This window comes from Nocardioides sp. NPDC059952, from assembly GCF_042730435.1.
GTDB lineage: Bacteria > Actinomycetota > Actinomycetes > Propionibacteriales > Nocardioidaceae > Nocardioides.
The window spans coordinates 52,375-76,841 of the sequence record NZ_JBHWLY010000021.1; the positions used below are offsets into that span (position 1 = coordinate 52,375).

Sequence of the window (24,467 nt, forward strand, 5' to 3'; positions counted from 1 at the left end):
CGGCCCGAGAAAGGGGTCAGAATCAGAGCTTGGGCCCCACGACGACCGCCACACAACCGGGCCCCACATGCGCACCGAGCACCGCACCCAGCTCCCCGACACGTACGTCGCCGTTGACCTTGCCGTTCAGCTCCTCGCACAGCCCCGAGGCCATCGCACCGGCCCGATCCGGGCTGCCCAGGTGGGCGACGACGACCTCGACCCCGTCAACGTCCTCACCGGCCTCGACCCCGAGCGCCTGCAGCCGCGCGATCGCCCGCTCAGCGGTACGCACGCGCTCGTGCGGCACGACCCGCCCCTCCTCGATCGTGAGCAGCGGCTTGACCGCCAGCGCCGTCCCGAGCAGCGCGGCAGCAGCACCGATCCGCCCGCCGCGGCGTAGATACTCGAGGGTGTCCACGTAGAAGTAGGAACGCGTCGCCGCGACCTGTGACAAGGCAGCCTCCCGCGCCTCGGCAGCGCTCCCGCCCCGACCGGCCACTGCCGCGGCCGCCATCACCGCGAACCCGACGCCGGGCCCGACCAGCCGCGTGTCCACGGTGACCACCGGCACCGGAGCCTCCCGCGCCGCGAGCATCGAGGACTCGCACGTCGCGCTCAGCTCCGCGGAGAGGTGGATGGAGACGATCTCCTCGAACCCCTGCGCCGCGAGCTTCGCGTACGCCTCGGCCAGCAGCGCCGGCGAGGGCCGTGAGGTCGTCACCGTCTTGTGCGCCGCCAACGCCGTCAGCAGCGCTTCGGGCGAGGTCTCCTCCACCCCGTCGTCGTACGACGTCCCATCCACGATCACCTGCAACGGCACCGATGTGATCAGCTCCGCGGCATCCCCGAGATCGGATGGAAGCATCGCGGTCGAGTCGGTCACGATCGCTACCCGGGCCATGTCAGAAGCCTACAGATCGAGCCATCGCGTCGACAGCGCGAGTGAGCCGATCAGACGACGATGTTGACCAGCTTCGGCGCGCGGACGATGACCTTGCGCACGGTCTGGCCCTCGATCGCGGCCGCGATCGTCGGGTCGGCCAGCGCGGCGGCCTCCAGGTCGGCCTCGGAGATCGAGGGCGAGACCTCCAGGCGCGCACGCACCTTGCCCTTGATCTGCACGACAGCGGTCACGACGTCCTCCACGAGCAGCTCGGGCAGAGGCGTCGGCCACGCAGCCCGCGCGACCGTCGGCTCGTGCCCCAGACGCTCCCACATCTCCTCGGCGGTGTAGGGCGCGACCAGCGAGAGCAGGATCGCGACCGTCTCCGCGGCCTCGCGTACGGCAGGATCGGCCGGACCACAACCCGAGTCGATCGCCTTCCGGGTCGCGTTGACCAGCTCCATTACGCGGGCCACGACCACGTTGAACCGGTAGGACTCGATCAGCTGCTCGGCCTCGGCGATGGTCTTGTGGGTCGTACGACGCAGCGCCACGTCCCCATCAGACAGATCGACACCCGGCGCGGACGTCACGTCCCCGGCCAGCCGCCAGGCCCGCTGCAGGAACTTCACCGAACCGGCCGGCGAGACGTCGGCCCAGTCGATGTTGTCCTCCGGCGGGGAGGCGAAGACCAGGGTCAGCCGGGTCGCGTCGACGCCGAACTCCTCCAGCACGTCCGACAGGTTCACGCCGTTGCCCAGCGACTTCGACATCTTCTTGCCGCCGTTGATCACCTTGCCCTGCGACAGGTAGGCCGAGAACGGCTCGTCCCAGTCGATCAGGCCGATGTCGCGCAGCGCCTTGGTGAAGAAGCGGGCGTACATCAGGTGCAGCACGGCATGCTCGTCGCCGCCCAGGTAGAAGTCGACCGGACCCCACTCGCTGGCCAGATCGGAGGAGAACGCCTGGGTCTCGTCCGTCGGCGACAGGTAGCGCAGGAAGTACCACGACGAGTCCACGAAGGTGTCCATCGTGTCCGAGTCGCGCGTGGCCGGGCCGCCACACTTCGGGCAGGAGACGTTGACCCACTCGGAGGCCGCCGCCAGCGGCGAGACGCCCTTCGGCTTCAGGTCGGCCCCGGCCAGATCGGGCAGCTGCACCGGCAGCTGGTCGTCCGGCACCGCCACCTCACCGTCGACCGGGCAGTGCACGATCGGGATCGGCGCACCCCAGTAGCGCTGCCGCGACAGCAGCCAGTCACGCAGCCGGTAGTTGATCGTGCCCTTGCCGTGGCCCTCGGCCTCCAGCTTCTCGATGATCTTGTGGATGCCGCTCGCCTTGTCGGCCACGCCCTCCAGCTCCGGGGAGTTGACGTACGCACCGTCACCCGCGGTCGCGACGTACGTCTCCTCGGGGTTGTCGGCGCCCGGCACGTCCACGACGCGACGCACCGGCAGCGAGAACGCCTTGGCGAAGTCCAGGTCGCGCTGGTCGTGGGCCGGAACGGCCATCACCGCGCCGGTGCCGTAGTCGGCCAGCACGTAGTCGGCCGCCCACACCGGGATCTGCTCGCCGTTGACGGGGTTGGTCGCGGTGACGCCCAGGTCGACACCGGTCTTGGGACGGTCGGTCGCCAGCCGGTCGATGTCGGAGGCCTTGCGTACGTCCTCCAGGTAGCCCTCCAGCGCGGCGGCCCGCTCGGGCGCGACGATCTCGGCAGCCAGGTCGGCGTCGGCGGCGACGACCATGAAGGTCGCGCCGTAGAGCGTGTCGGGGCGGGTGGTGAAGACCGTCACCGTCCGCTTCTCACCAGAGGTCAGCGAGATCTCGAAGTCGACGTGCGCGCCTTCGGACCGGCCGATCCAGTTGCGCTGCATGTTGACGACCTTGCCGATCCAGGTGTCCTGCAGCTGGTCCAGGCCGTTGTACAGCTCCTCGGCATAGGCGGTCGTGCGGAAGTACCACTGCGTCAGGTCACGCTTGGTGACCACCGCGCCGCAGCGCTCGCACTCGCCGTTGACGACCTGCTCGTTGGCCAGCACGGTCTGGTCGTTGGGGCACCAGTTGACCGGGGACTTCTTGCGGTAGGCCAGGCCGGCCTCGTACAGCTTCAGGAAGATCCACTGCGTCCACTTGTAGTACTCCGGGTCGGAGGTGTGCAGACGGCGCGACCAGTCGAAGGAGATGCCGTAGCGCTTGAACGACTCCGCCTGGGTCTCGATGTTGGCGTAGGTCCAGCCGGCGGGGTTCTCGTTGCGCTTGATCGCGGCGTTCTCGGCGGGCAGGCCGAAGGAGTCCCAGCCGATCGGGTTCAGGACGTCGTAGCCCTTCAGCCACCAGTAGCGGGCGAGGACGTCGTGCAGGGCGGTCACCTCGGCGTGGCCCATGTGCAGGTCGCCGGAGGGGTAGGGGAACATCGTGAGCGCGTAGCGCTTCTCGGCCCCCTCGCGCTGGCCTGCCTTGAACGGCTCCAGCTTCTCCCAGATGGGGCGCCACTTGTCCTGCAGCTCGGTGACGTCGTACGTCGCCTGCTCGGCCTGCTCCTGCGTCATTGGTCTTTCGTCCTTGTCGAGTGTCGTGCGTCAAGACTGCTTCTGGAACAAAGCTCCATAGAACTAAAAAGGCCCCTCACATGGAGGGGTAGCCGCGTGACCGGGGTGTGTCCCTCAGGGTCAGCGCGGCTGCCTAAGAAGCAGGACAGACATCTGCATGTGCCCAGGGTAGCCGACCACCGCCGCCATCGTCATTCGCAGTCCCGCCATACTCCCGCGCCCGGTACCGATGACAGGGTCGAAGTCCTCTAGAAAAGCACTTTCGATACCTCATGAGTTCCGCCCTGCAGATCGACCGACAGAAAATACCGCCGGAGGGGCCTTCACCTATTGCGACCGCGCATCTGAGCGTGCCAAACTGGCGGCGCTCCGCTGCTCGTGATGTCGGTCGTGAATGAGGACCCCCCCATCTCATCCAAGGAACGCTCCGAGCAGCGGAGTCCAAGCTTCGGAGCCCCTGCGACCCGGTCGTAGGGGCTCTCGCATTCACGCTGCCGAGCCGGCACACCACCCGGGACTGCTCCATTTGGGTCATGCGACATACCCTCCCCGGTAGCTACCGTCGTTCTCGTGCAGAGCGCCCCCGAGCAGCACCAGGCCGCCCTCGTCGGCCGAGACCCGGAGCAGGTACGCCTGGCCAGACTGCTGAGCCGCACGCGGAACGGAAAGGGCGGGGCGATCGCCGTGCTCGGCGAACCGGGCATGGGCAAGTCCGCCCTGCTCACCGCGGCCACCGCGGGCACGAGCATCCGGGTGGTCAGGCTCGACGGCTACGAGTCCGAGTCCGACATGGCGTTCGCCGCGGTCCAGCGGCTGGTGACGTCGCTGCACGCCGAGAGCGAGCTGCTCCCGGAGCAGCAGCGCCGCGCCCTGCTCGTCGCCTCGGGCGAGGCGGACGGGCCGCCGCCGGACCGCTTCCTGGTCGGTCTCGGGGTCCTCGGGCTGCTGGCCGCCGCGAGCAACGGGCACGGCATCGTCTGCACGATCGACGACGCCCATCTGCTCGACCCGGAGAGCCTGGACGCGCTGGCGTTCGTGGCCCGCAGGATCGCGGTGGAGCGGGTCGCGGTCATGTTCGCCGGGCGCGACGAGGCCGGCCTGGCCGAGCATCTCGGGGGCGTACCCCAGCTCGCGCTGACCGGCCTGGACACCGATGCCGCCGTACGGCTGCTGAACCGTGCGGCGGCGGAACCCCTCCCGCCCTCGGTGGCCCTGGCGATCGCCCAGGCCACCGGCGGCAACCCGCTCGCCCTGATCGACCTCGCCGGCGAGTCGCTGGTCCACGAGCTGCCGGACCTGGGGATGGCCGGTGAGCCCGTCCCCGTCGGTCGCCATCTGGAGGCCCACTACGTACGCCGGGCTCGCCAGGCCGACCGGGCGGTCCAGACCTGGGCGCTGCTGGCAGCGGCGGACTCGACCGGCAACATCGACCTCCTCGCCGCCGCGGGCACGGCGCTCGGCCTCACCCTCGAGGACGCCGACCGCGCCGAGGTCGCCGGGCTCGTCCAGCTCGCCCCGACCGTACGGTTCCGCCATCCCCTGGTGCGCTCGGCGGTCTACAACGCGGCCTCGGGCGTCGAACGACGCCGGGTCCACCGTGCCCTCGCGCACGCGGCCGACCGGGCGAACCTGACCGAGGCGGAAGCCTGGCACGCGGCCCGGGCCGTCGTCGGGACCGACGAGGAGGTCGCCGCCCGGCTGGACCTGACCGCGGACCTGGCCGCCCGCCGCGGCGGCTTGGTCTCGTGTGCGCGTCTGCTCGCCCGTGCCGCTGAGCTGAGCCCGCTGGGAGAGGCGCGCGCCGCGCGGCAGGTCGGCGCCGCCGAGGCGGCCCTGGCCGTCGGCGCCACGCACCTCTCACAGCGGCTCGTCGACGACCTCGACGAGGAGTCGGCCGGCGCGGTCACCCGCGGCCGCGCGCTGATCATCCGCAGCGCGCTGACGCTGCTGCACGCCGAGCGGGACGGGGTGATGAGCGGTGCGGCCGACCACCTGCGCGCCGCCGATCTCTTCCACGGACTCGACGACGTACGCGAGCAGGACGCGCTGCTTCGGGCCTTCGACCGATGTTCGAGCGCCGACCGGCTCATGACCGGCGTGACACAGGCCGAGCTGGGCCGGCGGATGCTCGCCGGCGCAGACCTGGACGGCCGATGGTCGGTCGTGCTGCGCGGACTGGCCGCCTTGATCCTGGAGCCGTACGACACGGCGCACCCGAAGGTGCGCGCGGCGTTCGACGCGGTGCTCGCCCTGCCCGATGACGAGATCATGTACTTCGGCAGCGTGATCGCCGGCCTCGGTGGCTACCTGTGGGACGACGGGAGCCGAGCCGCCGGCCTCGACCGGGCCGCACGCGCCGCACGCGACCGAGGCGCCCTGCTCGTGCTCGACACGCTGCTGTGGATCATGGCCCTCTCCGAGGTCTACGGCGGCTCCCTGCACCGGGCCGGTCGCTGCGTGGAGATGCATCGAGAGGTACGCGGCGCGATGGGCTACGAGGATGCGAACGTGCCCAACGTCGCGGTGATGGCCTGGACCGGGGAGCCACGCGAGCTGGTGGCGGCCGTGGCCGACGGCGCCGGTGCGATCGGGTTCGGCGGGGTCCGGTCCTCGGGGATCGAGGGGCTGGTCGCGCGTGACCTCGCGGACCGGCGCTACCAGGACGCCTACCAGCGCCACAGACCGCTGGTCGAGGACCCGTTCCTCCAGGTCACCCCGATCTGGTACGCCGACTTCGTCGAGTCAGCCGTACGCTCCGGCCATCCGGAGGAAGCCCGGCGGGTCGCCCAGGACCTGGCTGGCCGGGCGGCGGTCAACGGCATGCCGTGGTGCGAGGGGGTCGCCCGCCGTGCGCTCGCGCTGGTGAGCCCGGACGAGGAGGCCGAGGCCCACTACCTCGCCTCGGTCGCGGCGCTGCACAAGACGCTGGCCGAGACCGAGCTCGGCCGGTCGTACCTGCTCTACGGCGAATGGCTCCGTCGCGTCCGGCGCCGTCGCGAGGCGGCCGAGCAGCTCCGACTCGCGCTGCAGCACCTGCGCCACAGCGGCGCGGAGATCTTCGTGCCGCGGGTTCTCGCCGAGCTCGAGGTTCTCGGCGTCCGGGCCGACGACGTCGTGGACGCCGAGGCGAACCCGCCGCTGGAGCTCACCACCCAGGAGCACACGATCGCCCGCCTGGCCGCGTCCGGGCGTACCAACGCCGAGATCGCCGCCAACCTGTTCATCAGCCCGAACACCGTCGACTACCACCTGCGGAAGGTCTTCCAGAAGCTCGCCATCTCCTCTCGCCGGCAGCTGGCCGACCGGCTGAACGCCTAGGGTCGCCCCAGGTCTACACCGGAAGCCGGAGCGGAACCCCCGGCGTCGGCCAACGGAAGCGGTCTGCGATCCCGGGCGGAGCATCGGCCAGGTCGGCAAGGATCCGGTCCTTCCCCTGACGAAAGTGCGACCAGCCCTCGTAGTGCACCGGCACCACCGTGACCGGGTCGAGCAGCCCGCACAGCTCGACCGCGTCCCGCCCGCCCATCGTGTACGCGAGCGGGCCGGTCACCGGGAATCCGACGCGCCCGAGGTGCACGATCGCGGTTCCGACGTCGACCCGGTTCGCGACCTCGCCGAGACCGCCGTAGAGCACCGTGTCCCCCGAGACCCAGACGGCTCCGTGCTGTTGCCCCTCCCAGGTCAGCGAGAAGCCGATGACGTCGCCGACGATCGGTCTGCTGCCGAAGAAACCGTGACGCGCGGGAGTCGCGGTCACCGTGAGCGTCGGACGGTCCGGCGCCTGCAGCACCGTGGTCTGCCATGGCCGCAGACCCCTCACCGTGCGGCCCAGTCCCGACCTGGAGAGCCTGACTGCGCCCGAGGCGGTGGTGGCCACGGCCCCGGCACCCGGCAGCAGCGCCCGGCCGGCGTCGTCGAGGTTGTCGGCGTGATGGTCGTGGGTGAGGAGGACGGCGTCGATGGGGCCGATCTCAGCGGCGAGGACCGCAGGACCCGCGGTCTTCCGGGAGGACGTACCCCAGCCGAACCTGTACGTCCGGCCGGGGGCGTCGAAGGTCGGGTCGGTCAGGATCCTCCACCCGGCCACCTCGAGGAGCGTCGTCGGTCCTCCGACGTGAGTGAGGGTAAGGTCCATCGCACGGCCTCAGGAGGCGTTGGATCCGGTAGCGCCCCGCTCTCCGGCGTGGGAGAGCGCCCACTCCAGCGCGTGGTCGGCGATCTCCTCCCACCCCGGACCCGCCACCATCAGATGCGGCCGGCCCTCATACGTCTCGTGCTCGGTGACGGTTCCGGCACCCTGGTAGTGCTTGACGTTCGAGGCCTGCACCGACGGCGGCATGATGTGGTCCTCGGACCCGGACAGGAACAGCAGCGGCGCTCGGTCGGCGTTCTTGAAGTCGACCCAGGCACCCTGGTGACCGGGCTGGAAGTTCGCCAGCACGGAGTCGAACAGGACCCGGCCCGAGGCCGGGATGTGGTAGCGCTCGTAGAACGCCGCCGACTCCTCCTCGGTGTAGGTGTTCGTGAAGGCGTACGTCCACTGCTCGGCGTCGAAGCCGACGGCGCGGTGATGGTTCGCCGGGTTCTTGAGCACCGGGAAGACCGAGCGCAGCTGGGTCCACGGCGTGGCCCGGATGCCCTCGGTCGGAGCCGAGTTGAGGACGACCCCCGCGGCACCGTAGCCGTGGTCCATCACGACCTGCGTGAACGCCCCGCCGGCCGAGTGGCCCATGATGATCGGTGCGCTGTCGAGCGTGGCGAGGAAGGCCTCCAGGTGGGAGACGATCCCCTCCAGGGTGAGGTCGGCGATCGGGGTCGGGTCGTCGCGGAGGGCCTCGACCTCGACCTCGAAGCCGGGGTAGGCGGGGGTGTGCACGGTGAAGCCCTTGGCCTCGTACCGGGCCTTCCAGTGTTCCCACGACCGGGGTGTGACCCAGAAGCCGTGGATCAGGACGATGGTGTCCGGGGTGCTCATGTCAGGTTCCCTCTCTGTTGCTGGGGCTGGGATTGCTGGGCTGGGACGCTCCGATCGTCCATCGAGTCGCGATGCGCCCGGACCACGTACGACGCGTAGTCCCGCGGGACTACGCGGTCCACGTGGTCCGCCGAACCGGATGGCTGCGTGAGGCTCGTCAGGTCAGAGCCCAACCGACCGTGGGAGGAAGCCGATGCCTTACATCACCGCCGACGACGGCGCCCAGATCTTCTACAAGGACTGGGGTGTCAGCGGAAGCCCTGTGCTGCTCAGCCACGGCTGGCCGCTCAACTCCGACGCTTGGGAGGCCACCGCGCTCTTCCTCGCCCAGCACGGCCACCGAGCCGTCGCCCACGACCGCCGGGGCCACGGCCGTTCCAGCCAGACCTGGTCCGGCAACGAGATGGACACCTACGCCGACGACCTCGCCTGTCTGATCGACGCGCTCGACCTGCGCGACCTCACCCTCGTCGGGCACTCGACGGGCGGCGGCGAGATCGTCCGGTACGTCGGCCGGCACGGCACCGGCCGCGTCGCCAGGCTCGCCCTGGTCTCGGCGGTCCCGCCGCTCATGCTGCGGACCGAGGACAACCCCGAGGGGCTACCCGTCGAGGTCTTCGACGAGATCCGGGCCGGGGAGCTGGCCAACCGGGCCCAGCTCTACCGCGACCTGGCCGACGGACCGTTCTTCGGGCACAACCGGAACGGCGACGTCCCGCAGGGGTTCCGCGACGCCTTCTGGCTCCAGGGCATGGCGTCGGGGCACCGCGGTGCCTACGAGTGCATCGCGGCCTTCTCCGCCACCGACTTCCGGCCCGACCTGGCCAAGATCGACGTGCCGACGCTGGTCGTGCACGGCGACGACGACCAGATCGTGCCGATCGAGGTCGGCGGCCGCCGCTCGGTCGAGCTGATCGACGACGCGGAGCTGAAGGTCTACGAGGGTTCCAGCCATGCCCTCCCGGACACCGATCGCGATCGCCTGCACGCCGACCTGCTGGCCTTCATCGACCGCTGAGCGTGCCCTACGGCACCCGCGCCCGCCAGGCCGGGGTGCCGTGCTTGGTCTCGACCAGCGCCGCGGCCTCGTCGATCGTGGCCTGGTCGAGGCCGACGTACGCCGCGCCGAAGCTCTGCTCGAACTCCGCGAGCAGCGCCTCGATGACCTTGTCCCGGCTCAGCCCGGTCTGAGAACGGATCGGGTCGACCCGCTTGGCCGCGCTCCGGGTGCCCTTGTCGGACATCTTCTCCCGGCCGATCCGGAGCACCTCGAGCATCTTGTCGGCGTCGATGTCGTAGGCCATCGTGACGTGGTGCAGGACGCCGCCCGGGATCCGCTTCTGCGCGGCACCGGCGATCTTGCCGACCGGCGAGGCGATGTCGTTCAGACCGGCGTAGGCGGCCTCGATGCCGACGCTGCGCAGGCCGCGCAGCACCCACTCGTCGAGGAAGGCGTACGACTCCTGGAAGGACATCCCGGCCACGAGCGTGTCGGGCACGGCGAGGCTGTAGGTGATCGTGTTGCCCGGTTCGATGAACATCGCGCCGCCGCCGGAGATGCGGCGTACGACCTCGATGCCGTGCCGCTCGGCGGCGGCTTCGTCGACCTCGTTGGAGAGGGACTGGTAGCTGCCGATCACGACGGCGCTGCTCGCCCAGTCCCAAAACCTCAGGTTGGGGGCGCGGCGGCCCTCGGCGACCTGACGGACGATGATCTCGTCGAGGGCCATCTGCATCCGCGGCGACAGCGGGCCGGTCTCGACGATCTCGAGGTCGAGGTCGTCCCACGTCGTGGCCCGACCCAGCGCGCGAAGCACCGTGAGGGCGATGTCGCGGGTGCCGAAGCCGACCAGCTCGGCGTCACGGGCCGCGGCGTCGAGCTGCGCGGTCAGGTGGTCGAGGGACACGTCCACGGACTGCCCCTCCAGCGCCGCGGTCAGCCACCCCAGCGCCTCGTCGGGTTCCAGGAAGAAGTCGCCCGAGAGGACGACATCGTTGATCGTGTCGGCGGAGACCGTCGCGTCGACGACGACCAGCTTGCCGCCGCGTACCTTCCGCTCGCCATGCACTCGTTCGCTCACAGTTGCTCAACACCGCGAACGCCCCGATTCATCCCCGCGGCCGAGGCGTCACGCGCGCTGGCCGAGGCGTCGCTCCGGTCGGCCGAGGCGTCACCGCGATGCCCACTCGCCCGACGTAACTGACGCCTCGCCCGACGTAACTGACTCCTCGCCCGCCGTACCTGACGCCTCGGCAGGGGGTGGTCAGACAGCAGCGCCGCAGGAGCCGGCGGTGTCGGCCAGGCGGGTGAGACCGGCCGGCCCGACGAGGGGGCGGGGGTCCTCGGTGAGGGTCCAGGCACCGTCGGTGAGGACGTAGTCGCCCTGGACGTCACCGGCGAGAAGGGACCGTACGCCGGCGACCAGGCGGTCCACGTCGGCGAGCGAGGTGCCGATGCCGATGCTCGCGCGGACCGCGCCTGCGGTGAGCCCGAGGCGCTTGAGGAGCGGCTGCGCGCAGAAGCGGCCATCGCGTACGCCCAGGCCGTGCTCGGCCGAGAGGTAGGCCGCGACCTTGCCCGGCTCGATGCCGTCGACGGTGAACGTGACCACGCCGACAGGCTCGTCGGAGTCGGGCCACAGGCGGACGACGTCGACGCCGTTCAGCGCGGACAGGCCGGCCACGAGGCGCCCCCTCAGCGACGCCTCGTGGCGGTCCAGGTCGGCGGCCGAGAGGCCACCGAGAGTCGTACACGCAGCGGCCAGCGCGGCGGCACCGATGACGTTGGGCGAGCCGCCCTCGTGACGCGCGGGCGCGGGCTGCCACGTGGTCTCCCCCACCTCGACGTCGTCGACGGCCCCTCCCCCGGCGAGGTAGGGGGTGCCGACGTCGAGCCAGTCGCGACGCCCGACCAGGGCGCCGGCGCCGTAGGGCGCGTAGAGCTTGTGGCCGGAGAATGCGACGTAGTCGGCGCCGGTCGCGGCCAGCGAGAAGTGGCGGTGGGCGAGCAGCTGGGCACCGTCGACGAGCACCCGGGCGCCGTGGGCGTGGGCCAGGGTGACGATCTCGCCGACCGGGAGCGCCTCGCCGGTGACGTTGGAGGCACCGGTGATCGCGACCAGGGCGAAGCTGTCCCGGGCCAGCTCCCCGGCGAGGGCGTCGATGGTGCCGGCGAGGGTATCCCGGCCCGCGACCACGGTGACGCCGGCACCGACACGGCGCCACGGGAGCAGGTTGGCGTGGTGCTCGATGTCGAGGACGAGGACCCTGCCCGGTACGCAGCCCCCCAGCAGGTTCACCGCGTCGGTGGTGTTTCGGGTGATGACGGTGACGTCGTCATTTCGCGCGCCGACGTAGGCGCCGATGGTCGCGCGCGACTCCTCGTAGAGGGCGGTCGAGACCTGGGACAGGTAGCCGGCGCCACGGTGGACCGAGGCGTACCAGGGCAGGACCTCGGCCACCCGGTCGGCCACGCTCTGCAGCGCCGGCGCCGACGCGGCCACGTCGAGGTTGGCGTACGTCGTGGTCGTTCCGTCCAGCAGCGGGACCTGAGTGTTCGAGCCGACGAGCGGAAGCAGGGACATGGGGGCACCCTTCGGGTCATGGCTCCGCCAAGGCTGCCCGGCGAAGCACGCGCTTGCCCGCGCCACCTCGGCGAGGGCCTGGTCGTCACCCGGAGCACCCCACCGCGTGGGAGGGTTGCCCGCCAGCAAGCCGGGGCTTCGCGCTGGCAGTCGTGACCTTCGCCAGAATCCTGCCCGAGACCTGGCGCGCCCACCAACTCGATATCTCGATCGGTGGGCACGCGTCTCAGATCACGGACGCCCCTCCCAGGGGTTGCCGTGGTCGTCCCCGTTGTCGCAGGTGCCGAAGAACTCCGAGACCGGGTCGCACTCCTCGCCGTCTTCACCCTCAGGTGGAGCAGGCGGAGCGGGCGGAGCGATCAGCTCCTCCTCGTGGCCGGACTCGGGATCCTGGCCGTCGACGTAGACGGGTTCGGGGAAGTTCTCGACCTCCTTGCCCTCCATGGCCTCGGCCATGATGGCCGCCCAGGTCTCGGTGGGATAGTCGGCGCCGAAGTAGGACGGCATCCAGCCGCCGTCGAGCTTGCCCTCGCCGTTGCCGCGCGAGTAGCGCACGGCGGTCGCGATCTGCGGGGTGAACCCGACGAACCACGACGAGCAAACGTGCTGCGCGCTGGTGCACGTGCCGGTGCCGGTCTTGCCGGCCACCGGCCGGCCGATGCTCTGCGCCTTCTGGCCGGAGCCGCTCTGCACGACGCCCTGCATCGCGTAGGTCACGTCGGCGGCGACGTCCTCGGAGATCGCGTGCCGGGCGTTCTTGCGGCCGTTCCAGCTGTAGAGGACGTTGCCGGCGCGGTCGCGGACCTTCTTCACCACGTGCACGTCGTGGCGGTAGCCGCCATCGGCGATCGTGGCATAGGCGTTGGCCATGTTGATCGGGCTGACGTTGGCACGGCCGAGCGCGATCCGGTCGTCGGTCTTGTGGTCGAAGTCGGTGGTGGTGCTGGGGATCCCCGGGAACTTCGGGTTCGCCTTCGCCGGGGCGACCCCCGCGGCGACCGCGGTGTCGTAGATCGCCTTGCGGCCCTCCTCGGGGCCACCCATCGACTCGGTCATGTCGATGTAGGCCGTGTTCACCGACTGCTCCATCGCCTTGAGCATGGTGATGTGCTGGCCGTAGTCCATCCCGTCCGCGATCCCGGCCTGCTCACCCTCGTTGACCACCTCGGAGCCGGCGTAGGTGGTGAACGGCGAGTCTCCGGCCCACGTCGAGTTCAGCGAGTAGCCCTTCCCGATCGCCGCGGCGGTGGCGAAGGCCTTCATCGTCGACCCGGCGTGACCACCGGTCGCGGCCCAGTTCTGCTGGCTGTCGAGATAGTCCTGGCCACCGTAGAAGCCGAGCAGCGCTCCAGACCCGACGTCGACCGAGGCGGTCGCCACGTGGAGGGCGTTCTTCTGGTCGGGGTCGCCCTTGACGTACGCCTTCCGGTTCTTCGGCTTCACGGTCTTGGCCGCGGTCGCCGATGCCTTCATGACCTTGGGCGAGAGCGTCGCGGTGATCCGGAGGCCACCGCTGTCGATCTTCTCCTCGGTGAACATCGGCTTGCCGTCGGCGCCCTTGAGGCCGAGCAGCTCGGCCTTGATCATGGTCAGCGCATGGCCACGCTGGCCGCCGAGCCGGCTCGACACCGTCTTCGCGGGGAACTTCGGCAGCGCGTCTTTCACCTTGTCGGCCTCGGCCTGCTTCAGGTAGCCGAGGTCGACCATGCCGGAGAGGACGTACTGGTAGCGGCCGAGCAGCTTCTCCTCACCCCGGAAGGTGCTGCTGGCGGGGTCGAACCCGGCCGGGTTGTTGAGGATGGCCGCGAGCGCCACCGTCTCCCGCAGCGACAGGTCCTTGGTGGGCTTCGCGAAGTAGGCCTTCGCGGCCGCCTCGATGCCGTAGGCGCCGCGGTTGAAGTAGATCGTGTTGAGATAGTCGGTGAGGATCTGGTCCTTGCTCTTCTGCCTGGTCAGCTTCAGGGCGATGACCGCTTCCTTCAGCTTGCGGGTGTAGGAGTACTCGGAGGTCAGGTAGTAGTTCTTGACGTACTGCTGGGTGATCGTGGAGGCGCCACCCGAGGTGCCCTCGGTGGTGTTGGAGAACGCCGCCCGCACGATGCCCTTCACGTCGACGCCGCTGTTCTCGTAGAAGGTGCGGTCCTCGGCGGCCACCACGGCGTTCTTGACCATCTCCGGGATCTGGTCGGCGTCCAGCTTGATCCGGTTCTGGTCACCCTCCTGGTAACGGCCGAGCTCGGTCTTGCCGTTGCCGTAGTAGACGAAGGACGTCTCCACCTCGAAGGCGGCGTTGGGGTCAGGCACCGCGATCCGGTTGTAGGCCACGATCGCCGTCACCGACCCGATCAGGGCGATGGCCAAGAACCCGACCAGCGCCACCTTCGCGGTGACCTTCCCCCAGCGGCGCCAGGTGGTGGCCGGCGGACGACCGCCGCTGCTCCTGGATCCGCTGCTCCTGGATCCGGTGCTCCGGGTGGCCCACTTCTCGGCCGCCCAGGCCGTGGCCGGCTCGAGCTTGGCAAGCCAGTCGCGGGCCGCCGACGGCTTGGGTTCCGCCCGACGCGCACCCGGTCGGCTGGGCACCGCCCGAGGCAGCTCTGGCGCGATCCGAGGAGCCTGCGCGGCAGGCGGCGGAGGCGGCCGCCAGGACGGCGGCGGACCGGTCGGACCCTTCGGAGGCTCGGCGCTCCGGTGTTCCATTGCTCCACCTGACCTAGGCGACTGATTGCGGCGGCCGTTGATCCTACCCGGGTGGGTATGACGACGGAGGCCGACCCCGCAAGGGGCCGGCCTCCGTGTCGGTCGTACGCAGAGACGTACGACTCAGCAGATCACTTCTTCAGGTCGAAGCGGTCGTTGTCCATGACCTTGACCCACGCCTTGACGAAGTCGTTGACGAACTTCTCCTTGGCGTCGTCGGCACCGTAGACCTCCGCCAGGGCGCGGAGCTCGGAGTTGGCACCGAAGACCAGGTCGACGCGGGAACCGGTCCAGCCGTTGGAGCTGGTGTAGGTCGTCTCGTCGGCGGACGGGGTCCACTGCTGGTCGTAGTCGAGCAGGTTGACGAAGAAGTCGTTCGTCAGCACACCCGGGGTCTTGGTGAAGACACCGAGGTCGGAGCCGTCCCAGTTGTTGCCGAGCGCGCGCAGGCCGCCGACCAGGACCGTGGCCTCGGGGGCCGAGAGGCCGAGGAGGCTGGCGCGGTCGAGGAACAGGAACTCGGTGGGCAGGTCGAGGAACCCGGAGTCGTAGTTGCGGAAGCCGTCGGCGACCGGCTCGAGCCAGCCGAAGTTCTCGGCGTCGGTCTGCTCCTGGGTCGCGTCGACGCGGCCGGCGGAGAAGGGGACGCTCACGTTCTGGCCGGCGGCCTTGGCGGCGAGCTCGATGCCCACGCCACCCGCGAGGACGAGCACGTCGGCGAAGGAGACACCGGTCGCGGCCGCGATCTCCTCGTACTTCGCCAGGACCGGCTTGAGCTCCTCGGGCTGGTTGACCTTCCACGAGACCTGCGGCTCGAGACGGATGCGGCCACCGTTGGCGCCACCGCGGTGGTCGGACGTACGGTGCGTGGCCGCCGCCTTCCAAGCGGTGGAGACCAGCTGCTGCACGCTCAGACCGGACTCGGCGATGGCCGCCTTGGCCGCTGCGATCGCGGCCTCGTCGGTCGCACCACCCTCGGCGGGGAGCGGGTCCTGCCAGAGCAGGTCCTCGGCCGGGACCTCGGAGCCGACGTAGCGGCTCTTCGGGCCCATGTCGCGGTGGGTCAGCTTGAACCAGGCACGGGCGTACGCGTCGGAGAAGGCCTCCTGGTCGTCCTTGAACCGGCGGGAGATCTCGTCGAACTCGGGGTCCACGCGCAGCGCCAGGTCGGAGGTGAGCATGCGCGGCTCGCGCTTGCCGCCGCCGTGAGCCTCGGGAACCATGTCGGAGCCCGCACCGTTCTTCGGACGCCACTGCTTGGCACCGGCCGGCGACTCGAACAGCTCCCACTCGTAGGCGTAGAGGATGTGGAAGAACTCGTTGTCCCAGCGGGTCGGGTGGTAGGTCCAGGTGACCTCGAGGCCCGAGGTGAGCGCGTCCGCGCCGGCACCGGTGCCGTGACCGTTCTTCCAGCCCAGACCCTGGTTCTCGAGCGGCGCGCCCTCGGGGTCGGCGCCCAGCATGTCGTCCGGGTGCGCACCGTGGGTCTTGCCGAAGGTGTGACCACCGGCGATCAGGGCGACGGTCTCCTCGGAGTTCATCCCCATCCGGCGGAAGGTCTCCTTGATGTCGACCGCGGAGGACATCGGGTCGCTGTTGCCGTTCGGGCCCTCAGGGTTGACGTAGATCAGACCCATCTGGACGGCGGCCAGCGGGGCCTGGAGGTCACGGTCACCGGTGTAGCGCTCGTCGTCGAGCCAGACCTTCTCCGGACCCCAGTAGATGTCGTCGTCGGACTCCCAGACGTCCGCACGACCGCCGGAGAAGCCGAAGGTCTTGAAGCCGCCCTCCTCCATGGCCACGTTGCCGGCCAGGACCATCAGGTCGGCCCAGGAGAGGTTCTTGCCGTACTTCTTCTTGACCGGCCACAGCAGACGGCGGGCCTTGTCGAGGGAGACGTTGTCCGGCCAGGAGTTGAGCGGCGCGAAGCGCTGCTGGCCACGGCCGGCGCCACCGCGACCGTCGTGGCTGCGGTAGGTGCCGGCGGCGTGCCACGCCATCCGGATGAAGAGTCCGGCGTAGCTACCGAAGTCAGCCGGCCACCAGTCCTTGGAGTCGGTCATGACCGCGGCGATGTCCACCTTGACGGCAGGCAGGTCCAGGGACTCGAAAGCCTTCGCATAGTCGAAGCCCTCGCCCATCGGGTCGCTCACAGGGGCGTCCTTGGCGAGAATCTTCAGGTTGAGCTTGTTCGGCCACCACTCCTGGTTGGCACTGCCAGCGGTGGGGTGAACGCGGCCTGCGTTCATCACCGGGCACTTGCTCACGGCCTCTTCAGACATGAGATTCCTATCCGTTTCTGATCGGACTGGCTGCTGCCAGACGCTGTGATTCATGTGATGCGCCGGCCGGCGACAAGGCCGGCCGGCTCGGGCTCTACCCCTGGGACGAGCTGCAGTCCGCGCAGATGCCCCAGTAGATGACCTCGGCCTCGTCGACGACGAAGCCGTTGTCATCGGATGCCGTCAAGCAGGGCGCATGACCGACGGCGCAGTCGACGTCGGCGATGTTCCCGCAGGAGCGGCAGACCACGTGGTGGTGGTTGTCCCCGACCCGGGTCTCATAACGAGCCACCGAGCCGGACGGCTGGATGCGACGTACGATCCCGGCGGCACTCAGGGCCGCAAGAGAGTCGTAGACCGCTTGATGGGAGACGTCGGGAAGCCGCTCGCGCACCGCTCCGAGGATGGTCTCGGTGTCGGCGTGCGCATTCTCGGTGACGGCCCCCAGAACGGCCACTCGCGGGCGAGTGACGCGCAGGGAGGCACCTCTCAGCAGCTGTTCGTAGTCCGCATTCCCCACGAACCAGAGCCTACGCCAATTCTTGAATGAGTCAAGAAACGGTAGGTGACTTTTTGCTTTCCTGCGTCGCCGGCGGCCGGGTCGCGAAGCGGCCGGCCATCAGCGGGATCAGAACCGAGATCGCCAGCGGGATGACGAACATCGAGCGCTCGCCGAAGAGCTCGGCGACCGCGGCGATCAGGGAGGCGGCGGCGAGGTAGCCGGCATAGTTCGCGAGGTTGACCCGGGCGATCGCCTCCTCGGCGTTGTCCGGGGAGATGTGGGCGGCGGCGACGAAGGACTGCGGCGGGACCATCGCCAGGCTGCCGCCGAGGATGGCGAAGCCGATCGCCGCGACGCTCCAGTGCGGGGCGGCGACGATGAGCACCAGGGCGCCGACGCCGACGATGCCGCCGGCCCGGATCACCCGCTCGGGGCCGAAGCGGGCGACGATGCGGTCGCCGGGGAGACGTACGGCGAGCAGGACCAGCTGGTAGGCGGCATAGATCGCCGGCCCGGCCGCCGCGGCCGCACCCAGGCCGTCGACGACGTAGATCCCGCCCCACGCCGAGGCCGCGGAGTCGATGAACCACATCGCGAACGTCGGCACCGCGACCAGGAGGAGGGGCAGCCATGGCAGCGGGGTCTTGGTTCGCTGCGTACTGCTGGACCTCTTCTCGGCCGCATCGACCGCCGCCGGAGGCAGCAGGAAGCGGAAGGTGACGAGGTTGGCGGCCAGGCCGATGACGGCGATGGGGATCATGTCCAGACCCAGTGGTACGCCGAGGGCGATCGTCACGGTCGCATAGACGGCGCCGAGGACGGCCGCCGCGCTCCACATCGCGTGGAAGCCGTTCATCAACGGCCGGGCGTACGCGTCCTGGGTGGCCGTGCCCTGCATGTTCATCGAGGCGTCGACGCCGCCGAGGAAGAAGCCGTAGACGCCGTTGAGGACCAACAGGGTGACCATCGTCGGCGCGAAAGCCGGCGCGACCGCGGTCAGCGAGGCGCCGGCGAGCATCAGCGAGAGGGTCGCGGCGCTGCCCATCCTGGTGGCGAGGTGACCTGCGACGACGCTGCCGACCGCGCCGACCGCGGTGGTGATGCCGAGCACGACGAAGACGTCGCCGGCGCTGAGGTCGAGCTTCGTCGCGATCGACTCGAGTCTGGTGATCAGCGAGGCGAAGGTCAGTCCCTGGACCGCGAAGGCGACGAAGACCGCCATCCGGGCCAGCTGGAGTCGGGTCATGGACGCGAAGTCTGCACCCTCAGACCCTGGTCGCGCACCCGTTTCGTGGGTCAGTTGCCCTTGAGCAGGCCGTCGAGGATCTTCTCGCCGTCCTTGCCGTCACCCTTGCCGAGACTGTCGAACTCCTCGCGGAGCTCCCGCATCTCGCGCTTGGCGCTCTCGCCCTTCTCGACCAGGTCGCGGATCTGCTGGATCTGGTCCTCCCACTCCTCGGACTGGCCACCGTCGATGACGTTCCAGCTCTCCAGGTTCTCGCGCCAGCGGTCGAGCTTGTCGAGGCGGTTGAGAGTCTTGTTGTCCGACTTGCTGGTGTTGTCGGGGTTGTCGGAGTTGTTGTCGTTGTTGTCGTCCGCGCTGGTGTCGGTGTTGTCCGAGCTTCCGGAGTCGTCGGAGCTCTGCGACGGCTGGCTGGCCTCGGCGGGCGCGGGCTCGTAGGCGGCCAGCCAGGAGGCGGCGAAGACGCACGCGATCACGATCACCACCGCGCCGAGGAGGCGGCCGGTCGGGAACTTCCGCAGCGACCTGGGCCGCGGACCGCGGACCGGAGGCGGGGTGCTGGGGCGGGGCAGGACACCGGTGCGGGAGCTGGCCAGCCCCATCGGCTCGTCGAGCGGCCGCTGCGGCATCGCCTGGGTCGGCAGCGGCGCCTGTCCGGCGGAGAGCCGGTCGGTGGCGTCGGGGTCGGCACCGTTGAGGACGTAGCCGAGCTCGTGGCCGACCTGGTCCATCGAGGGCCGGGCGGCGGGGTTCTTGTCGAGCATCCGGGTGACCAGCCGCGCCAGCGGCGGGGGCACCGCCCGGAAGTCGGTGATGCGCGGCACCGGTTCGCTCAGGTGCATGTGCAGGATCTTGACCGGGTGCGGCGCCGAGTAGGGCACCTTGCCGGTGAGCATCTCGAAGAGCACACAGCCCAGCGAGTAGACGTCGGCGGGCGGCCCGACCGGGTCGCCGGCGGCCTGCTCGGGCGAGAGGTAGGACGGGCTCCCGATCACATGGCCCGTCTGGGTCAGCCCGGCGTCGACCCCCGTCATGGCGTACGCGATGCCGAAGTCGAGCACGGTCAGCCGGCCGTCACCGTCGAACATGAGGTTGGCCGGCTTGATGTCGCGGTGCACCACACCGGCCCGGTGGGCGGCGCCGAGCGCACCGGCGACCTGGCGGGTGTATTCGACGGCCATCTCGACCGGCATCGCGCCGCGCTGCTTGATCGGTTCGGCCAGGGTCGGTCCGGGCAGCAGCTCCATCACCAGGAAGACGTCGTTGTCGTCGCTGCCCGCGTCGAAGATCTTGACCACGTCGTCGTGGACGACCCGGGCGGTCGAGAGCGACTCACGGCGGAACCGCTCGGCCATCGTGGCGTCGTCCACATCGCGCAGCAGCTTGACCGCGACATCGCGGTCGAGGACGGTGTCACGCGCCCGCCAGACCTCGCCCATGCCGCCGGCTCCGAGCAGGGTGAGGAGCCGGTAGCGGCCGGCGATCGGGGGAAGCTCGTCCATGACGGAAATTATGCCGGGGTCACCCACGAGCCGAAGAGCGGGATGCCCTCCCAGGCTCCACCGCGCGCGATCGCGACCACCGCGTGCGGCCGGTCGAACCTCAGGTCGATCTGCCGCACCTTCGTCTCACGCGGTGCCGCGGCCACGGCCCGGACCATCATCCCGGTCACCGCGGCCGCCTTGAAACCCTCCCGGTCGTAGGACGCGACCGCCTTCTGGACGCAGACCGCCTCCGTCTCCTCCTCGACCGCGGCCATCACCCCGCGGGCGATCTCGGCGACCCCCGGCGCGGCCGAGAGGTCGTGACGGTCCTCCACGCTCCACTCCGGCAGGTGGCTGCGCCAGCGGTCGGCCGTCGCGCCACCGCGGACGGTGACCTCCTGGACCGTCCAGGCGTGGCCGGCGCTCTGCGCCTCGAAGGTGTGGTTGCGCACCTCCCCCGCGTCGATCCTCCGGACGACCTCGTCGGCGGCCCGCCACACGTCCTCGGCGGCCACATCGTCGGCGGCGATCACGGAGTAGACCGAGATGCCGTCCTCACTGGGAGGGCAGGCGACCGCGACCGGGCCGGCCGCCTCGGTCTCCACCACCGCCTGGAACCCGCCCTCGAGCAGCAGCAGCCCGGCCTCGTCCTCCCCCAGCCGCTCGCTCCAGCGCGGCGTCACCACCAGCGCCGAGGCAAGCACGATCAGCGTCTGTGCGTCGATCTCGAGCGGGAACTCCTGGATCAGACCGCGGGTGTGCTCGTCGGCCCAGGCGTCCAGCCCGGCCTGGTCCGGGAGCGGGTCGAGCACGACCGGAAGGCCCTTTGTCAGCCGGACATCCGGGCGCAGCCAGCCCGCGACCGCAGCCCCGATCGTGGGGTGCGGCGCTTCCAGCAGCCCCAGCGCCGCGGCCCGCGCATCGGCCCGGTTCAACCCCAGGACCTCGTCCGTCTCGGTCTCCGCCGCGGGCGCCAGCGACGCGAGGAGCAGCCACAGGCCGGCGTACGAGATGACGGGGGACTCGGCGGACCCGAGGGCGGAGCGGGTGGTGGCGGCGTACGTTCGGACCGCCTCGGCGGCGGCGAGGGACAGGGGCGTCTGCGTTCCCGACTTCTCCATGCAGAAGACATTACGGTGACATCCACCACAGTGCCTCAAATCACGATACGGTTATGTATCGAACTAGGAGGCACCATGGCCAAGAAGTCGCGCACGGCAGGGCTTGACCCGGAGACCGAGTTCCAGGAGATCTCGAGGCGTCTGGGGCTCTACGAGTTCCCGTGGGACACGACCCAGGCGCTCAGCTTCGCGCTGTTCCGGACCTATGCGGTGCCCTCGATCGGCCGGCTGCTGGCCGACACGCACCAGTTCACCGAGAACACCCAGAAGCGCTACGACGACACCGCGCTGCTCCTCGAGGACGCGGCGATCGATGACCTGGACAGCCCCCGCGGCCGGGCCGCGGTGCGGCGGATCAACCAAATGCACCGGATGTACGACATCTCCAACGACGACATGGTCTACGTCCTCTCCACGTTCGTGGTGATCCCCCGGCGCTGGAACCAGGAGTTCGGCTGGCGGCAGTCGACACCCGACGAGCAGCTCGCCGCCCTGCGCTACTACCAAGCGCTCGGGAAGCGGATGGGGATCAAGGACATCCCGGCGACTTATGAGGACTTCGAGCAGCTCCTCGACTCCTACGAGGCCGAGCACTTCGCCTACGACGAGGGCAGCCGTGCCGTCGCCGACTCCACCCTCGAGCTGCTGACCACCTTCTATCCGCGGCCGTTGGCGCCGATCATCCGGATCTTCTCGCTGTCGCTGATGGAGCCGCACCTGCTCGAAGCCTTCGACTACCCCGAGCCCGGTCGGCTCGCGCGGGCGCTGTCCCGTGGGGCGCTGAAGGCCCGGGCACGCTTCGTCGCGCTGCTGCCGGCACGCCGTAAGCCCGCGTACGTCCGGGACATGCCCCGGATCAAGAGCTACCCGCACGGGTTCAACACCGATGACCTCGGCACCTTCGCGCCGGGCTGTCCGGTGCACCGGCCCGTCGCCGGCACCAAGCCGTAGCCCACCCCTCCCCCACACTTCACGGTGCCGTCACCGGGCACCGCTTCGCTGTTGTCGATCACCCCCATATCGACAGGAGCACGTCCATGCCTGCCCCCAGCAACACTCCTGATCTCCGCGGTGCCCTCCGCGGCCTCGACCGCCGTCGCTTCCTGACCGTCTCGGCCGCCGCGTCCGCGTTGGCCTTCACCACCGGCCTGCCGCGTACGGGCGCCTTCGCCGCGCCGGCGGCCTCCCCCACCGCGATCACCTCGGACCCGTTCACCCTCGCCGTCGCCTCGGGCGACCCGCTGCCCGACTCGGTGCTGCTGTGGACCCGGCTCGCACCGCTCCCGCTCGAGCCCACCGGCGGGATGCCGCCCGCACGCTTCGACGTCGGCTGGGAGGTGGCCCGCGACGCCGCCTTCAGACGCGTCGTACGCCGCGGCAAGGCGGCCGCGCACACCGAGTTCAACCACTCCGTGCATGCCGAGGTCCGCGGCCTGGACGCGGCGACCGAGTACTTCTACCGCTTCCGGGTCGGCCAGTGGATCAGCCCGGTCGGCCGGACCCGGACCGCCCCCGCCGTCGGGGCCGCGGTGTCCTCGCTGACCTTCGCCCTCGCCTCCTGCCAGCGCTACGACCAGGGCTACTACACCGCGTACAAGCATCTCGCCGGCGAGGACGTGGACGCGGTCTTCCACCTGGGCGACTATCTCTACGAGTACGCCGTGAACGCCACCGCCGGGACGCGCGGCTACACCGAGCCGCTGCCGGCACACCTCAACCATGAGACCGTGACGCTGGACGACTACCGGGCCCGCTATGCGCTGTACAAGTCCGACCCCGACCAGATCGCCGCCCACCTGGCGCACCCGTTCATCGTCACCTGGGACGACCACGAGACCGAGAACAACTACGCTGCCGACACCCCGGAGAACGCAGGTCCGCCGGAGGAGTTCCTCGTGCGCCGCGCCGCCGCCTACCGCGCCTACTGGGAGAACCAGCCGCTGCGGCTCCCGCAACAGCCGTCCGGTCCCGACCTGAGGCTCTACCGGCGGCTGCAGTGGGGCCGGCTGGCGCAGTTCGACATCCTCGACACCCGCCAGTACCGCACCAACCAGGCCAACGGCGACGGCTGGAAGGTGCCGTCGGCGGAGTCCGAGGCCGAGTCGATGACGCTGCCCGGGAACGAGCAGGAGCAGTGGCTGATTGACGGCTGGCGCCGCTCGTCAGCGCTGTGGAACGTCGTCCCGCAGCAGGTCACCTTCTCGCGCCGCGACAACCCGTCCGGCGACGGCACCCGCTCGATGGACTCCTGGGACGGCTACCCCGCTTCGCGGCGCCGGATCCTCGAGGGCTGGAAGGCGTCCGAGCAGTCGAACCTGATGATGCTGACCGGCGATGTGCACGTCCACTACGGGTTGGACATCCACGACGACTTCGACGACCCGTCCTCGCGGATCATGGGCACCGAGATCGTCACCAGCTCCATCACCTCGGGCGGCAACGGCGCCGAGCACCCGGCCAACTGGGCTGCCTATCTCGAGCGCAACCCGCACATGAAGTTCTACAACGGCCTGCGGGGCTACACGACGGTCTCCCTGGGGCGGGACGGCGCGGAGATCACCTACAAGAACGTCGCCCAGGTCTCCACCCCCGGCGCCGCCCTCACCGTCGGCGGTCGGTTCTTCACCGAGTCCGGCAAACCCGGGCTGGTCGAGGTCTGAGGCCCGGTACGACCGAACTAGCCGCCGACGTACCGCCGCGCCGTCTCCATGAACTCGAAGATGCGCTGGCGGGACGTCTCACGGGCACCGTCGAAGTCCTTGTGCGACAGGCTGGGCCTCAGCTCGGCGGTGGCCTCGATCGCGTTCCTCCCCAGCTCGACCAGCTCGCCGGGCTCGGTGACGAGCTGGACCCGGAACAGCGCCTCCTGCGCGGTCGTGTACAGCCGGTACGTCTCATAGCGCAGCGCCTCGGTGTCGACACCCTCACGGCGGTCGTTGGTCGCGTACCAGCGGTCCATGTGCGAACGGCGCAGGTTGACCAGCGCCCCGCCGAACGTCGTATAGGCGCTGAGCCGCTCCTGCCGGAGCCGCTCGCTGCGCTCGAAGCGTTCCGTGTCAGCCCGGTTGCGGCGCTGGAAGTAGTGCGTCACCACCGACCCGAGCAGGGTTCCGGCGACGGCGACGATGCTGGTGACGATGACCACGGAGGAACCCAACC

At 70.1% G+C, this 24,467-nt stretch carries 17 protein-coding genes and 1 riboswitch; of the genes, 4 read left to right on the forward strand and 13 right to left on the reverse strand.

Annotated features, from left to right (window positions below; genetic code table 11):
* Window positions 1-22: 22 nt before the first annotated feature.
* Window positions 23-883 (reverse strand): DegV family protein, encoded by an 861-nt coding sequence (locus tag ACFV9G_RS12175; protein ID WP_378727735.1) that lies wholly within the window; start codon window positions 881-883, stop codon window positions 23-25.
* A 50-nt stretch (window positions 884-933) separates the two neighbouring features.
* Entirely contained in the window at window positions 934-3,417 is a 2,484-nt protein-coding gene (gene leuS / locus ACFV9G_RS12180; protein ID WP_378727736.1) for a leucine--tRNA ligase, read from the reverse strand.
* A 570-nt stretch (window positions 3,418-3,987) separates the two neighbouring features.
* Here leuS and ACFV9G_RS12185 point away from each other — a divergent pair.
* Window positions 3,988-6,735 (forward strand): AAA family ATPase, encoded by a 2,748-nt coding sequence (locus ACFV9G_RS12185; protein WP_378727737.1) that lies wholly within the window; start codon window positions 3,988-3,990, stop codon window positions 6,733-6,735.
* 13 nt (window positions 6,736-6,748) lie between these two features.
* On the opposite strand, the gene ACFV9G_RS12190 is transcribed toward ACFV9G_RS12185, so the two are convergent.
* Both ACFV9G_RS12190 and ACFV9G_RS12195 read right to left on the reverse strand, forming a co-directional pair.
* Window positions 6,749-7,552, reverse strand: a complete 804-nt coding sequence (locus tag ACFV9G_RS12190) for an MBL fold metallo-hydrolase (protein ID WP_378727738.1) — start codon at window positions 7,550-7,552, stop codon at window positions 6,749-6,751.
* 9 nt (window positions 7,553-7,561) lie between these two features.
* The gene (locus tag ACFV9G_RS12195; RefSeq protein WP_378727739.1) at window positions 7,562-8,392 is read right to left on the reverse strand and encodes an alpha/beta hydrolase; all 831 of its coding nucleotides are present in this window, start codon (window positions 8,390-8,392) and stop codon (window positions 7,562-7,564) included.
* Between the two features lie 193 nt (window positions 8,393-8,585).
* Between ACFV9G_RS12195 and ACFV9G_RS12200 the strand changes: the two genes are divergently transcribed.
* Window positions 8,586-9,410, forward strand: a complete 825-nt coding sequence (locus tag ACFV9G_RS12200; protein ID WP_378727740.1) for an alpha/beta fold hydrolase — start codon at window positions 8,586-8,588, stop codon at window positions 9,408-9,410.
* Window positions 9,411-9,417: 7 nt separating this feature from the next.
* Here ACFV9G_RS12200 and ACFV9G_RS12205 read toward each other — a convergent pair whose 3' ends face one another.
* From ACFV9G_RS12205 to ACFV9G_RS12240, 8 genes are all read right to left on the reverse strand, one after another.
* Complete coding sequence (locus tag ACFV9G_RS12205; RefSeq protein WP_378727741.1) at window positions 9,418-10,473, reverse strand: biotin/lipoate A/B protein ligase family protein; 1,056 nt, start codon at window positions 10,471-10,473, stop codon at window positions 9,418-9,420.
* A gap of 183 nt (window positions 10,474-10,656) precedes the next feature.
* A complete protein-coding gene (locus ACFV9G_RS12210) occupies window positions 10,657-11,976 on the reverse strand; it encodes an aminotransferase class V-fold PLP-dependent enzyme (RefSeq protein WP_378727742.1) in 1,320 nt (439 codons plus the stop codon).
* Between the two features lie 44 nt (window positions 11,977-12,020).
* Window positions 12,021-12,134, reverse strand: a riboswitch (SAM riboswitch).
* Window positions 12,135-12,207: 73 nt separating this feature from the next.
* Window positions 12,208-14,676, reverse strand: a complete 2,469-nt coding sequence (locus tag ACFV9G_RS12215; protein WP_378727743.1) for a transglycosylase domain-containing protein — start codon at window positions 14,674-14,676, stop codon at window positions 12,208-12,210.
* Window positions 14,677-14,807: 131 nt separating this feature from the next.
* Window positions 14,808-16,958, reverse strand: a complete 2,151-nt coding sequence (katG, locus tag ACFV9G_RS12220) for a catalase/peroxidase HPI (RefSeq protein ID WP_378727744.1) — start codon at window positions 16,956-16,958, stop codon at window positions 14,808-14,810.
* Between the two features lie 94 nt (window positions 16,959-17,052).
* A complete protein-coding gene (locus ACFV9G_RS12225) occupies window positions 17,053-17,478 on the reverse strand; it encodes a Fur family transcriptional regulator (protein ID WP_378727745.1) in 426 nt (141 codons plus the stop codon).
* 31 nt (window positions 17,479-17,509) lie between these two features.
* Window positions 17,510-18,706 (reverse strand): MFS transporter, encoded by a 1,197-nt coding sequence (locus ACFV9G_RS12230; protein WP_378727746.1) that lies wholly within the window; start codon window positions 18,704-18,706, stop codon window positions 17,510-17,512.
* Window positions 18,707-18,756: 50 nt separating this feature from the next.
* Window positions 18,757-20,205 carry a protein kinase gene (locus tag ACFV9G_RS12235; protein ID WP_378727747.1) on the reverse strand — a complete coding sequence of 483 codons (1,449 nt, stop codon included), beginning with the start codon at window positions 20,203-20,205 and terminating at the stop codon, window positions 18,757-18,759.
* A gap of 8 nt (window positions 20,206-20,213) precedes the next feature.
* Window positions 20,214-21,308 (reverse strand): hypothetical protein, encoded by a 1,095-nt coding sequence (locus ACFV9G_RS12240; protein ID WP_378727748.1) that lies wholly within the window; start codon window positions 21,306-21,308, stop codon window positions 20,214-20,216.
* A gap of 75 nt (window positions 21,309-21,383) precedes the next feature.
* Between ACFV9G_RS12240 and ACFV9G_RS12245 the strand changes: the two genes are divergently transcribed.
* Both ACFV9G_RS12245 and ACFV9G_RS12250 read left to right on the forward strand, forming a co-directional pair.
* The gene (locus ACFV9G_RS12245) at window positions 21,384-22,259 is read left to right on the forward strand and encodes an oxygenase MpaB family protein (protein ID WP_378727749.1); all 876 of its coding nucleotides are present in this window, start codon (window positions 21,384-21,386) and stop codon (window positions 22,257-22,259) included.
* An 86-nt stretch (window positions 22,260-22,345) separates the two neighbouring features.
* Window positions 22,346-23,968 carry an alkaline phosphatase D family protein gene (locus tag ACFV9G_RS12250; protein ID WP_378727750.1) on the forward strand — a complete coding sequence of 541 codons (1,623 nt, stop codon included), beginning with the start codon at window positions 22,346-22,348 and terminating at the stop codon, window positions 23,966-23,968.
* 17 nt (window positions 23,969-23,985) lie between these two features.
* Here ACFV9G_RS12250 and ACFV9G_RS12255 read toward each other — a convergent pair whose 3' ends face one another.
* Window positions 23,986-24,453 carry a hypothetical protein gene (locus ACFV9G_RS12255; protein ID WP_378727751.1) on the reverse strand — a complete coding sequence of 156 codons (468 nt, stop codon included), beginning with the start codon at window positions 24,451-24,453 and terminating at the stop codon, window positions 23,986-23,988.
* Window positions 24,454-24,467: the final 14 nt, after the last annotated feature.

Excerpts from the sequence above, each read along its gene's own strand:
- katG (WP_378727744.1), bottom strand. The coding sequence starts at position 16,958 with ATGTCTGAAGAGGCCGTGAGCAAGTGCCCGGTGATGAACGCAGGCCGC.
- ACFV9G_RS12190 (WP_378727738.1), bottom strand. The coding sequence starts at position 7,552 with ATGGACCTTACCCTCACTCACGTCGGAGGACCGACGACGCTCCTCGAG.
- ACFV9G_RS12250 (WP_378727750.1), top strand. The coding sequence starts at position 22,346 with ATGCCTGCCCCCAGCAACACTCCTGATCTCCGCGGTGCCCTCCGCGGC.
- ACFV9G_RS12195 (WP_378727739.1), bottom strand. The coding sequence starts at position 8,392 with ATGAGCACCCCGGACACCATCGTCCTGATCCACGGCTTCTGGGTCACA.
- ACFV9G_RS12215 (WP_378727743.1), bottom strand. The coding sequence starts at position 14,676 with ATGGAACACCGGAGCGCCGAGCCTCCGAAGGGTCCGACCGGTCCGCCG.
- leuS (WP_378727736.1), bottom strand. The coding sequence starts at position 3,417 with ATGACGCAGGAGCAGGCCGAGCAGGCGACGTACGACGTCACCGAGCTG.
- ACFV9G_RS12230 (WP_378727746.1), bottom strand. The coding sequence starts at position 18,706 with ATGACCCGACTCCAGCTGGCCCGGATGGCGGTCTTCGTCGCCTTCGCG.
- ACFV9G_RS12175 (WP_378727735.1), bottom strand. The coding sequence starts at position 883 with ATGGCCCGGGTAGCGATCGTGACCGACTCGACCGCGATGCTTCCATCC.
- ACFV9G_RS12245 (WP_378727749.1), top strand. The coding sequence starts at position 21,384 with ATGGCCAAGAAGTCGCGCACGGCAGGGCTTGACCCGGAGACCGAGTTC.
- ACFV9G_RS12235 (WP_378727747.1), bottom strand. The coding sequence starts at position 20,205 with ATGGACGAGCTTCCCCCGATCGCCGGCCGCTACCGGCTCCTCACCCTG.
- ACFV9G_RS12240 (WP_378727748.1), bottom strand. The coding sequence starts at position 21,308 with ATGGAGAAGTCGGGAACGCAGACGCCCCTGTCCCTCGCCGCCGCCGAG.
- ACFV9G_RS12200 (WP_378727740.1), top strand. The coding sequence starts at position 8,586 with ATGCCTTACATCACCGCCGACGACGGCGCCCAGATCTTCTACAAGGAC.
- ACFV9G_RS12210 (WP_378727742.1), bottom strand. The coding sequence starts at position 11,976 with ATGTCCCTGCTTCCGCTCGTCGGCTCGAACACTCAGGTCCCGCTGCTG.